The organism is Bradyrhizobium sp. 199, assembly GCF_023073355.1.
Classification (GTDB): Bacteria; Pseudomonadota; Alphaproteobacteria; order Rhizobiales; family Xanthobacteraceae; genus Bradyrhizobium.
The window spans coordinates 1,281,927-1,294,375 of record NZ_JADPJI010000002.1 but is presented as its reverse complement, the minus strand read 5'-3'; the positions used below and the strand labels follow the sequence as shown (position 1 = coordinate 1,294,375).

Genomic DNA, 12,449 nt, shown 5'->3' with positions numbered 1-12,449 from the left:
TGGCAGCACTCCGGGTCTCGGCGCTGCGGAGCGGCGCTACGCGCTGCACCGCGTCCGGGACACAAGGCTAACTCGCCGCCTTGAGCAGCCGTTCCGCGGCAGCCCTCGCCTCGGCGGTGATCTCCGCGCCGGCGAGCATCCGCGCGATTTCTTCGCGGCGGTGGTCGGCGGCGAGCGCATTGACGCGGGTGGCGACGCGCTTGCCCTTGTCGAGCGCGTCCTTGGAGATGAGCAGATGCTGGTCGGCCCGGGCCGCAACCTGCGGGGCGTGGGTCACAGCCATCACCTGGACCTTGCCGGCAAGCCGCGCCAGGCGCCCGCCGATGGCGTCGGCGACCGCACCGCCCACGCCGGTATCGATTTCGTCGAACACCAGGGTCGGCGCCGAGCCACGGTCGGACAGCACGACCTTGAGCGCCAGCAGGAAGCGCGAGAGTTCGCCGCCGGAGGCGACCTTCATCATCGGTCCCGGCTTGGTGCCCGGATTGGTCTGCACCCAGAACTCGACTCGGTCGAAGCCTTGCGGGCCCGGAGTTGCCTCATCGGTCGCGACCTGGGTCATGAACTTGGCGCGTTCGAGCTTGAGCGGCGCCAGCTCGGCATTGACGGCCTTGTTGAGCTTCTCCGCCGATTTCTGCCGCACCAGTGACAGCTTCTTGGCGGCGGCGGCATAGCGGCTATCTGCCTCGATCGCGGCCTGCTCGAGCTTTTTCAGCCGCGAGGCGCCGGCATCGATCAGGACCACGTCGGCGGCATATCTGGCGGCCAGCGCGGCGAGGCCGTCGACCGGCGTCGAATATTTGCGCGAGGCGGCCCTCAGCGCAAACAGGCGCTCCTCGATGCGTTCGAGCTCTGAAGGATCGAAGTCGGTCGCGGCAAGCGCGGCCTGAAGATGCTGGTCGGCCTCCTCCAGTGCGTTGATCGCGGCGTCGATCGCCTTCACCGCGGGCTCGACCAGCGCCGGCGAATTCACGCCGCGACGCTCCAGCCGGCGTACCGCTGCCGACAGCGTCGAGACCGGCGAATGGTGGCCGCCGACCGCCTCCTGCGCCTCGCGCAAATCGGAGGCGATCTTCTCGCCTTGCATCATGGTGGTGCGGCGATGGGCCAGCGAGGTCTCCTCGCCGTCCTTGGGCGCGAGCCGCTTCAGCTCGTCGGAGGCGTGGCGCAGGTAATCGGCCTCCCGCGCAGCGCGCTCCATGTCGGCGCGATGCTCCCCAAGTGCGGTGTTGGCACTGCGGCGCGCGTCCCAGAGCGCCTCCACGGCAGCGACGTCCTTCTCCAGGCCGGCGAAAGCATCGAGCAGGCGGCGGTGGGTGGCAGCATCGACCAGCGCGCGCTCGTCGTGCTGACCATGGATCTCGACCAGGGCGGCGCCCACCGCCTTCAACGTCTGCACGCTGATCGACTGGTCGTTGATGAAGGCGCGGGTGCGGCCGTCGGCGAGCTGCACCCGGCGGAGAATCATCTCGCCCGTATCGTCCAGACCGTTCTCGGCCAGGATCTTGGTTGCGGGGTGATTTTTGGGGATATCGAACACGGCAGTGACCTGCCCCTGCTCCGCGCCGTGGCGCACGAGGCCAGCGTCGCCGCGGCCGCCGAGCGCCAACGCAAAGGCATCGAGCAGGATGGATTTGCCCGCACCGGTCTCGCCGGTCAAAACCGCGAGGCCGGTGGCGAATTCGATATCGAGCCGTTCGATCAGGACGATGTCACGGATCGACAGACGCGCCAGCATGGAACCAAATTTCCTAGCCGAGACCCATCTTCTTGAAGGTCCGGCTGATCCAGGACCCCTGATTCTCGCTCGGCTCGAGACCACCGGATTTTACAAGATTATAGGCGTCCTTGTACCAGCGACTATCAGGAAAATTGTGCCCAAGCACGGCTGCCGCGGTTTGCGCCTCGCCGACGATGCCGATCGCCATATAGGCCTCGGTGAGCCGGAACAGCGCCTCCTCGACATGGCGGGTGGTCTGGTACTGCGTAACGACCGTCTTGTAGCGGTTGATCGCCGCGGTGTAGTCGCGCTTCTGGGCGTAGTAGCGGCCGACGTTCATTTCCTTGCCGGCGAGCTGGTCGCGCGCGCCCTCGATCTTGGCCTTGGCCGAGGTCGCGTATTCCGAGTTCGGATATTTGCGCACCACCTCTTCAAGAGCGGCGATCGCCTTTTCGGTGCGGGCCTGGTCGCGGCTGATGTCCGGGATCTGGTCGTAATGGGAGGCCGCGATCAGATATTGCGCATAGGCCGCATCCGGGCTGCCGGGATGCAGCGTGACGTAGCGGGTGGCGGCGCCGATGCAGCCGTCGAAGTCGCCGCCCTGGTAGGACGCATAGGCCGACATCAGCAGCGATTTGCGGGCCCACTCGGAATAAGGATGCTGGCGGTCGACCTCTTCGAACTTCTTGTTCGCCGCCTTCATGTCCTTCTTCTCGTTCATGAGGTACAGGCCCTCATTGTAGATTTTGTCGGCGGGCTCCTCGACGAAGGTGTCGTCCTTGGCGGTGAACTTGTCCCAGAGCGAGCCGGTGCCGCAGCCGGCGAGCGGCAGGGCGAGCATGATGAAGGTGACGGCCTGAAGCAGCCCACGGGCTCGCGACGAGACCGAGAAATATCCGCGCGTCATACGCTGTGCCGACATGAGTTTAAGCCCTGACGCCCTGTGGTGCGGTGCCCGCCAGCCCATGAACCCCGTCATGGGCGCGAAATGTAACCGTGGTGCCTGCCATGCGACCACGCCGATGTATCCGAAAAGCGATCTTTAACCAACCGGATAGGCAGGCATTCCGCCCGGATTAAGGCGAACGTGCCGCAATCCTAGCCGATCATGGTTACCAGGGTTTTCCCGGGGTAAGCCGCGGCCAAGGCCTGCGACAGCAAGGCGTCAGGACACGTCCGGCCCGTAGGCGGCCGCGATCCGGCCGCCGACGATACCGCGACCGACTTCGCCCTGGGGACGCGTGGTGCGGCGGACCGCCTCGCCCTCGACCACCCGCCAGGCGGTACGATCGGCGAGCAACGCGGTCAGGACAGCGTGGTTCAGCTTGTGGCCGCCACGCACCGAGCGGTAGGCGCCAAGCAGCGGCAGGCCGGCCAGCGAGAGATCGCCGATCACGTCCAGCACCTTGTGGCGGGCGCATTCATCGGCGTAGCGCAGGCCCTCGGTGTTGAGCAGCCGCTCCTCGTCGAACACGACCGTGTTGTCGAAGGAGGCGCCGAGGGCATAACCCGCGCTCCAGAGCCGCGCGACGTCGGACATCAGACCAAAGGTCCGGGCCCGGCCGACTTCGCGGCGGAAACCTTCGGGGCTAAGGTCGAAAGCGTAGCTCTGCTGGCCGATGACGGGATTTGTGAAGTCGATCTCGACCTCGACGGAGAACCCGTTGGCGTAGGGCCGGATCTCGCCGAAGGAGTCACCGATCTTGACCGAAATCGGCTTCAAAACCTGAATGAAGCGGCGCTGTGCCGGCTGGGTCACGATGCCGGCCTGATCGATCGCCGCAACGAAAGCCGCGGCGCTGCCGTCCATGATCGGCACTTCCGGACCATCGATCTCGATGGTAGCGTTGTCGACACCCATACCCCGCAGTGCAGCAAGCACGTGCTCGGCAGTGGACACCAGCGGACCGGTGCGATCACCGAGGACGGTGGCGAAGTCGGTCGCGATCACCTGGTCAGCGGTCGCCTGAACTTCGCGATCACTTCCCTCAAGGCCCGTCCGGACAAAAACAAAGCCCGCGTCGACAGACGCAGGCCCAAGCGTGAGGGTGACGGGGAGACCGGAATGAACGCCTACGCCTGCCACGGAGGCTTGCGCGCGAAGCGTTGTTTGCCGGCTAAATTTCATCAGGAACCCGCCCCACTACGACCACTGCGACTTATACTAGACCCACTTGGCCGGCCAGTGCCGGCATCCGCGAATCCGTATCCCCAAGTCACGGCAAACCATAGTCACTGCCCCAAACAGCGCCAACTCACGCTTTTTTACCGATTGTTACCCCAAACCTGCCGTATTCGCGCCAAGGCTTAACCAAATTACGCCGAGGTTTTGGGCCGCTGCCGGCAGTTTTACTGAACACCCGAACACGTAATTAATGATTTAAAATCAGTTGTTTGTCGGCGCAATCGGGGCATGCACGGGACAAAAGGAAAGGTCCCGGCAAGCTTGTTGCCGGGACCCTTTTTCGTCTGCCTTATTGTAACAATCCTCAGGTCGCCTGCCGCCGCAGGAAGGCCGGGATATCAAGATGGTCGTCGCCCTGTGGCGCCGGCGCAACAGGCGCTGGACGGCCATGCATGTCCAGGCCCTGCGGCGCCGGGCGGCGCGCATACTCAGATACCGGCTCGCTCGACGCGATCTGCTGCGCCACGGACTTCTGCTGCCGGCGCTCGGGCAGCGGCGGCATCGCGGGACCGGCGGTGCGGGCCGCGACCGGCGGCTCGCTTTCCTCGTCGCGACGGCCGAGGCCGACATTGGCGAGGCGCTGGAGCAGCGACAGGCGGCTCTTCTGCGGCGCCTCCTCCTCGACCTCACCGCGAGCCTGGCGAAGCTCGGCCTGGGCCGGCATCGGCAGTTCGTCGATGCGCGGCATCCGCGGTGCACGGACCGGGCGCTCGGCCTGCGGCGGGATGAAGGTCTCGGGGGTCATCGGCTCCTGCATCGCGACCGGGGCCTGCTCAGCCTCCGGAAACAGGGTCGGCTTCTGAGCAATCGGGCGCACGGTGACGTCGCCGTAGGTCTGCATCGGCGCAGGCGCCTGCGGGACCTCCGCAACGGCCGCGGCAATCGCGGCGAGCGCAGCGCGCTCGACGTTCGTACGAGGCGCGGCAGCGACCGAAGCCTGTGCTGCGCCCGGCGTTTGTGTTTCCAGCTTCTGGGCGCGCTCGGCCATGCGCTGATTGTCGGCGCGGAGCCGCGCGGTCAAATCGGCGAGACGGCTCTCGGCAGCCACGGGGGGCGCTGCGGGCGCCTGCTGTGCCTGCGGCGCCGCGTTCGCGACCGGAGCGCTGGTGGCCTGGCTGTTGCGGGCAATCGCGGCCTGCTCGATGCCGGTGGCAACGACCGAGACGCGGATCAGGCCGTCGAGCGCTTCGTCGAAGGTCGCGCCGACGATGATGTTGGCGTCCTGGTCGACTTCCTCGCGGATGCGGGTCGCGGCTTCGTCGACCTCGAACAAGGTGAGGTCCTTGCCGCCGGTGATGGAGATGAGGAGGCCCTTGGCGCCCTTCATCGAGCTATCGTCGATCAGCGGGTTGGCGATCGCAGCTTCGGCGGCAGTCAGCGCGCGCTTGTCGCCGGAGGCTTCGCCCGTGCCCATCATCGCCTTGCCCATCTCGCGCATGACCGCGCGCACGTCGGCGAAGTCGAGATTGATCAGGCCTTCCTTGACCATCAGGTCGGTGATGCAGGCAACGCCCGAATAGAGCACCTGGTCGGCCATCGCGAAGGCGTCGGCGAAGGTGGTCTTCTCGTTGGCGACCCGGAACAGGTTCTGGTTCGGGATGATCAGGAGCGTGTCGACCACCTTATGCAGCTCGTTGATGCCGGCTTCAGCCGTGCGCATGCGGCGGCCGCCCTCGAAGTGGAACGGCTTGGTCACGACGCCGACGGTGAGGATGCCCATGTCGCGCGCGGTCTTGGCGATCACGGGAGCTGCACCGGTGCCGGTGCCTCCGCCCATGCCGGCGGTGACGAACACCATATTGGCGCCCGAGAGATGGTCGCGCAGCTCGTCGATCACCTCTTCGGCCGCCGCGGCGCCGACGTTCGGCTGCGAGCCGGCGCCCAACCCTTGCGTGGCCGCGGTGCCCATCTGCACGATGCGTTGCGCCTTCGACATCGTCAGCGCCTGCGCGTCAGTGTTGGCGACCACGAAGTCGACGCCCTGAAGGCCCGCCGTGATCATGTTGTTGACGGCGTTGCCACCGGCGCCGCCGACGCCGAACACGGTGATCCGGGGCTTCAGTTCGTGAATATCAGGAACGTTGATGCTGATGGTCATGGTTGCTGCCTCTCGATCACGCGCGCGTGGGTTCGCCCCGGCCGGTGGCCGCGGGAGTTGGTGAAAATCGATAATTGCGGAAAGGAGTCATCAGAAGCCCTCGCGTAGCCATCGTCCGACCTTTCCGAAATAACCGCCGGTCCCTGTCCTGACCTGCTGCCGCGTATGCCGCGGTTCGACATGTTCGAGGTGAACATATTGCGGATAGACGAGGAGTCCGGCCGGCACCGCGAACGCGGCGTTCTTCGCCTCGTTCGGTAGCCGGCCAAAGCCGAGCGGACGCCCGACCCGCACGGGCCGGCCGAGAATTTGGGTTCCGAGTTCGACGAGGCCGGTGAGCTGCGAGGCTCCGCCCGAAAGCACGACGCGGCCGTTGGGCTCTGCGGCGAAGGGCGAATCCTTCAGCTTGTCCCGAACCATTTCGAAGACTTCCTCGGCACGATGCTTGACGATGTTGGCGATGGTGGCGCGGGAGACGATCTGCGGCAGATCCTGCTCGTCACCGGCTGTCGGCACAGACATCAGCTCACGCGAGTCCGATCCGCCGGTGATGACGGTGCCGTATAACGTCTTGATTCGCTCCGCATCGGCAATGGTCGCGGAGAGTCCGCGCGCGAGATCCATCGTGATGTGTTGCCCGCCGACCGCAAAACCGGCCGCATGCACGAAACGGCCGCCCGAATAAACGGCAATCGTGGTGGTGCCAGCGCCCATCTCGACGACGGCAGCGCCGAGATCGGCTTCGTCGTCGGTCAGCACCGACAGGCCGGCCACATAAGCGCTCGCCGCCATGGCTTCGACATTGATGTGGCAACGCTCCACCGCCAGCATCAGGTTCCGCGCCACGGTGGCGTCGCAGGTGACGACGTTCATGTCGATGCCGAATTGATGGGCGACCATGCCGCGGGGATCGCGGATGCCCTTGACGCCATCGAGCGTGTAGCCGACCGGCAGCGCGTGCAGCACGGTGCGGCCTTCGCCCGTGGCGTGACGCATGCCGGTGGAGGTGACGCGGCTGATATCGGCCTGGGTGACCGCGCCACCGCGGATGTCAGCGGCGGCTTCGACCAGCTGGCCGGAAAGCCGGCCGCCGGACACCGAGAGCAGCACGGACTCGACCCGCACCTTGGCCATCTTCTCCGCCAGCGCGACTGCCTGGCGCACCGCCTGCTCGCATTCACCCAAGTCGATCACCGCGCCGGCCTTCATGCCGCGCGACTGGATCTGGCTGTATCCAATCAGTTCCACCGCATGGGTGCGGCCGCGCAACGCCTCGCTCGGTGGCGACGGCTTCAGCCGCGCGATCATGCAGGCAATCTTGCTGGTGCCGATGTCGAGACAGGCGACGAGGCCGCCGCGCTTGTGCGGCATCGGGCGCGTCTTCGGCGTCTGGGTGCGATCGAGACCGGTCATGCGGAATCCCCGGCCTTCTTTTTCTTCTTGTCCTTGAACATATCTTCGCGCGCCTTGGCGGCGTCCTCGGACAGCTGCACCACCAGTCGATCGGGCAGGCGCATGTCGACGGCGACGATGTCGCGGGAGAACAGCCTGTCCTCCTTGTCGAGCCTGGACAGCATCGCAAGCGCGTTGCCGACGTCCTGCTCAGGCAGACGGATGTCGAGGCCGTCCTTCAGCCTCAGATTCCAGCGCCGCTCGCCGACGAAGACCGCAGCCTTCGTCACGGCATTGACCTGCGGATAGCGCGCCAGCAGCGCGAGGAAGTCGCGGGCCTGGGTTTCGGCGCCCTTGCCGACCACGAGCGGCAACGACAGGAAACGGCGCGAAACATACGGCTCGAGCACGGCGCCGTCGTCGGCGATGACCGAGAGCCGGCCGGCCTCCTGCCACAGCGCAAACGCCTTGCGCTCGGTAAGCTCGATCATGAGCTGGCCCGGATAGAGCTTCAGCACGGTGGCATCCGCGATCCAGGGATTGGCCTTGAGCTTGTCGCGCACCGCGTCGGCGTCGAGGAACAGCAGCGAGGAGCGGCCGCTGACGCCGCCGATCGCCAGGATCTCGTCCTGGGTGAGCTGCTTGCGGCCGTTGATCACGACGGAGGTGATGCGGAACCCGGCGGAATTGGCCAGCGCGTTGCGGGCGTCGCTGACCGCGGTGATGAAATCCTGAAGGTGGCCGCCCTTGACGATGCCGAAGCCGCAGCTTCCGATCAGCAGCAGCACGGTCATGCTGATTCCGACCCGGCGCGGCAGGTAGCGCTCGACGAATGCGACGACGCGCGGCGGCGGCTCACGCTCGACGACGGCCTTTGCTCTGGACTTGATCTTGGCGGCAGCGCGCCGCTCGTCACGCTTGTCCTGCAGCCACTCGCGCAGAAGCACGACCGCTCCGATCGCGGCCGCCTTCAGGTCGGCTTGGGGCCTCAGCGATCTGAAAAGAGATCGGGTGAGGCTTCCTGCTCCATCCATTGCACGAGCTCGTCAACAGTTTGACCGCGACACTGCGCGGATCCTGGCGAACATGACGTCTTGAACATGCCGGGTCGGGTGCTGGTCTTCAGCAGAAGAAAACCTCTCCCCTTCAATGCGTTTGCTGCAGGTGACATCACCCGCGACAGCTCACGCGCCGGCAGCCAAAGCGCCATATGCGCCGCCAGCGTTAACCTTCGGACGTCCTGGTAAACAAAAGGTAAAGTTCGTTAACGTCCGGCGCATTTTGCCCCGCTATGTGAGGCATTTATGCAGGGATGTCCGGCATTTTACCGGTTTTGAGCCCCAAACCGGCCCGTTTCGCCCGTTCGGCCGTTAACCAGTCCTAACTATTTCCGCACGCCCCGTCCGGCGAGCTCCACCAAGCCGCGCAGGAAGTCGACGAACTCGATACCCTCGGCTTTCAGCGCCTTGGGGTAGAGCGAGGACTTGGTCAGCCCGGGCAGCGTGTTGGTCTCGAGATAGACCAGGCCCCTGTCCGAGACGATGAAGTCGGAACGGGAATAGCCGGTGCAGGACATCGCGCGGTGCGCCAGCATCGCCTGCGCCTTCAGCGCGTCGGTGATCTCGGGCGCGAAACGGCCCGGACAGATCTCCTGGGTCGACTTCAGGAGATATTTTGCGGCGTAGTCGAAACTGCCCTCGCCCGGAATGATCTCGATCGGCGGCAGCGAGATGATCGAACCATCCGCGCGCTCCAGCACGCCGCAGGTCGCCTCGACGCCGGCAATATAGGGTTCGATGACATACTCTTCATGCTTCGCCGCGTTACGGACGGCGACGAGATCCTGTTTGGCGTTGACGAAGATCAGGCCATAGCTCGATCCGTCGCGCGCCGGCTTGGCGATCAGCCTGCCGTATTCGGCGAAGGCTTCGTCGATGTTGTCGAGCGCAATGTTGGCCGGCGGCGTCACCCCGCCGAGAGCGGCGAAGTGCTTGGCCGCGATCTTGTCGAAGGCGAGATGCGAGGAGGCCGAGCCCGATCCGGTGAAGGGGACGCCGCGCGCCTCGCACATCACCTGCAATTCGCCGTTCTCGGCTCGCCCGCCATGCAGGCCGAGCACCAGCACGCGATCCTCGGCCTTGGCCCGATCAAGTGCCTGTTCGAGCGGAATGCCTGATGTGCCGGGCTTGAACTCGTCCTCGAACGGACGGGCATGTTCGAGCAGTTGCTTCGACTGGACGACATGCACCTTGTCCTCGACGTCCCACCACCACAGATCGGCCTCGGGCAATGCCAGATGCAGCGCCTGGGCCGAGGCGACCGAAACCAGACGCTCCCGGTTGGAGCCGCCGAAGAGGATGGTGATGCGCATGTTCTTTGGCCCGTCAACTCTCTGTGTTCGTCATTCCGGGGCGATGCGCAGCATCGAACCCGGAACCTCGCGATTCCGGGTTGCGCTACGCGCCCCCGGACTGACACTCACGCCGGAATCCCAATCCGCTTGATTTCCCAGTGTAGCTCAATTCCGGAATTTGCCTTCACCCGTTCGCGCACGGTCTCGCCCAGCGTCTCGATGTCGTGCGCGGTGGCATCGCCGGTGTTGATCAGGAAATTGCAGTGCAGCTCGGAGACCTCAGCACCGCCGACACGCAAGCCGCGGCAGCCGGCGACGTCGACCAGCTTCCAGGCGGAATGGCCGGGCGGATTCTTGAAGGTGGAGCCGCCGGTCTTCTCGCGGATCGGCTGCGCGGTCTCGCGATGGCTTTGCACCTCCGCCATGCGCGCGCGGATCGCGTCAAGGTCCCTGATCTCGCCGCGAAAGCGCGCCGATGTGAAGATGATGGAGGGATCGACGCCGCTGCTCCGGTAGACGAATTTCATGTCGGCGTTGGAGAACACGTGCTTGCTGCCGTCGCGCCCAACCCCTCGCGCCTCCACCAGCACGTCCTTGGTCTCGCCGCCATTGGCGCCGGCATTCATGCGCAGCGCGCCGCCGATGGTGCCGGGAATGCCGAAGTAGAATTCGAGCCCGCCGATATTGGCCGACGCGGCGACCTCCGCCACGCGCTTGTCGAGCGCGGCAGCACCGGCGGTGACGACATCGCCGCTCGCGCTCGCCTCGCCGAAGGCGCGCGGTGCCAGCCGGATCACCACGCCCGCAATGCCGCCGTCGCGCACGATCAGGTTGGAGCCGACCCCGACGACGTAGACCGGGATATCGCTGGCGAGACGCGCGAGGAAATAAGCGAGATCGTCCTCATCCGCCGGCGTGAACAGCACCTGAGCCGGACCGCCGACGCGAAACCAGGTGAGCTCGGCGAGCGACTGGTTGGCCAGTAGCCGGCCGCGAAGCTCGGGCATTGCGGCTTTGAGCGAGGGCGTGATGTCGGGAAAGCTCATGCCGTATCCCCAAGTGAGGAGAGCACGCACTTTCCGTTCCCTCCCCCCTTGCGGGGGAGGGTCAGGGAGGGGGGTAGCCAAAAGCTCAGTCCTCGCGCGTGGCCACCCCTCTCCCCCGCCTTCCCCCGCAAGGGGTAAGGGAGGGCAGTGTCCCGTGTAGCGAGCTGTGAGTGAAGCATCGCCACGCTCACCCCAGCGCCTTCAATTCGTCCGGCAAGGCATATGCCCATTGCGTGATGTTACCGGCGCCCAGGCACACGACGAGATCGCCGGATTTCGCCAGCCCCTTGACGATACCCGCGAGCTCGGATGCAGCCGGCAGCGGGATCACCTCGCGGTGTCCATAGGCGCGCAAGCCGGCGACGAAATGGTCGCGGTCGATGCCGTGGATCGGCGCTTCGCCGGCGGCATAGACATCGGCGACAACAACCGCATCGGCGTCATTGAAGCAGGTGCAGAACTCCTCGAACAGCGATTGCAGGCGGGTGTAACGATGCGGCTGCACCACGGCGATGACCTTGCCATCGTAGGAGTCGCGCGCCGCTTTCAGGACGGCCGCGATTTCCACGGGGTGATGGCCGTAATCGTCGATGACAGTGACGCCGTTCCATTCACCGGTCCTGGTGAAGCGGCGCTTTACGCCGCCGAAGCCGGCCAGCGCCTTGCGGATCGCCTCGTCCGGCACGCCGAGCTCGTGCGCGACCGCAATCGCGGCCGTCGCATTCGAGGCGTTGTGGCGGCCCGGCATCGGCAGCGCGAGATCGGCGATCTCGTGCACAGCCCCGCTCTTACGATCGCGGATCACGACCTTGAATTTCGAGCCGCCGCCGCCGGCCGTGAGATCGACCAGCCGCGCATCGGCCTGCGGAGTCTCGCCGTACGTGATGATGCGGCGATCCTCGATCTTGCCGACGAGGCTCTGCACCACGGGATGATCGATGCACATCACGGCGAAGCCGTAGAACGGCAAATTCTCGACGAAATGGCGGAAAGCGTCCTGCACGGCCTCGAAGGTCTTGAAGTGGTCGAGATGCTCGGGATCGACGTTGGTGACGATTGCAACGTCGGTCGGCAGCTTCAGGAACGTGCCGTCGCTCTCGTCGGCCTCCACCACCATCCAGTCGCCGGCGCCGAGGCGCGCGTTGGAGCCGTAGGCGTTGATGATGCCGCCGTTGATCACGGTGGGATCGAGGCCGCCGGCGTCGAGCAATGTTGCGACCATCGTGGTCGTCGTGGTCTTGCCGTGGGTGCCGGCGATGGCGACGCAGCTCTTCAGCCGCATCAGCTCGGCCAGCATCTCGGCGCGGCGCACCACGGGAATGCGCCGTTCGCGCGCCGCCATCAGTTCCGGATTGTCGCGCTTGATCGCGGTGGAGACCACGACGACCTCGGCACCGTCGACATTCTCGGCCTTGTGGCCGATCGAGACTTTTGCGCCCTTCTTGCGCAAACGGTCGAGATTGTAATTGTCGGACGCGTCCGAGCCCTGCACCGCATAGCCGAGATTGACCAGCACCTCGGCGATGCCGCTCATGCCGATCCCGCCGATCCCGACGAAGTGGATGGGTCCGATCTCGCGCGGCAGTCTCATGCTCTGTTCCCTGACCTCGCCGCCTTGCACAGGCGGTATCTGGCGAAAGTCACGGCCAAATCAG

Annotated in this window: 9 protein-coding genes; all 9 read right to left on the bottom strand. The window is 65.6% G+C overall.

Annotated features, from left to right (window positions below; translation table 11 throughout):
• Positions 1-67: 67 nt before the first annotated feature.
• Positions 68-1,738 carry a DNA repair protein RecN gene (gene recN / locus IVB28_RS06140; RefSeq protein WP_247525136.1) on the bottom strand — a complete coding sequence of 557 codons (1,671 nt, stop codon included), beginning with the start codon at positions 1,736-1,738 and terminating at the stop codon, positions 68-70.
• Between the two features lie 13 nt (positions 1,739-1,751).
• Positions 1,752-2,642 carry an outer membrane protein assembly factor BamD gene (locus IVB28_RS06135; protein ID WP_247525135.1) on the bottom strand — a complete coding sequence of 297 codons (891 nt, stop codon included), beginning with the start codon at positions 2,640-2,642 and terminating at the stop codon, positions 1,752-1,754.
• A gap of 243 nt (positions 2,643-2,885) precedes the next feature.
• Positions 2,886-3,848 (bottom strand): UDP-3-O-acyl-N-acetylglucosamine deacetylase, encoded by a 963-nt coding sequence (gene lpxC, locus IVB28_RS06130; protein ID WP_247525134.1) that lies wholly within the window; start codon positions 3,846-3,848, stop codon positions 2,886-2,888.
• 361 nt (positions 3,849-4,209) lie between these two features.
• A complete protein-coding gene (gene ftsZ / locus IVB28_RS06125) occupies positions 4,210-6,003 on the bottom strand; it encodes a cell division protein FtsZ (RefSeq protein WP_247525133.1) in 1,794 nt (597 codons plus the stop codon).
• Positions 6,004-6,093: 90 nt separating this feature from the next.
• The gene (gene ftsA / locus IVB28_RS06120) at positions 6,094-7,416 is read right to left on the bottom strand and encodes a cell division protein FtsA (RefSeq protein ID WP_247525132.1); all 1,323 of its coding nucleotides are present in this window, start codon (positions 7,414-7,416) and stop codon (positions 6,094-6,096) included.
• Positions 7,413-8,429: a cell division protein FtsQ/DivIB gene (locus IVB28_RS06115; RefSeq protein WP_247525131.1), complete on the bottom strand. Its 1,017-nt coding sequence runs from the start codon at positions 8,427-8,429 to the stop codon at positions 7,413-7,415. The genes ftsA and IVB28_RS06115 overlap by 4 nt, the downstream gene beginning before the upstream one ends.
• 350 nt (positions 8,430-8,779) lie before the next feature.
• Positions 8,780-9,766 (bottom strand): D-alanine--D-alanine ligase, encoded by a 987-nt coding sequence (locus tag IVB28_RS06110; RefSeq protein ID WP_247525130.1) that lies wholly within the window; start codon positions 9,764-9,766, stop codon positions 8,780-8,782.
• 107 nt (positions 9,767-9,873) lie between these two features.
• Positions 9,874-10,794 (bottom strand): UDP-N-acetylmuramate dehydrogenase, encoded by a 921-nt coding sequence (gene murB / locus IVB28_RS06105; protein WP_247525129.1) that lies wholly within the window; start codon positions 10,792-10,794, stop codon positions 9,874-9,876.
• A gap of 187 nt (positions 10,795-10,981) precedes the next feature.
• Positions 10,982-12,385, bottom strand: coding sequence for a UDP-N-acetylmuramate--L-alanine ligase (gene murC, locus IVB28_RS06100; protein WP_247525128.1), 1,404 nt, complete (start codon positions 12,383-12,385; stop codon positions 10,982-10,984).
• Positions 12,386-12,449: the final 64 nt, after the last annotated feature.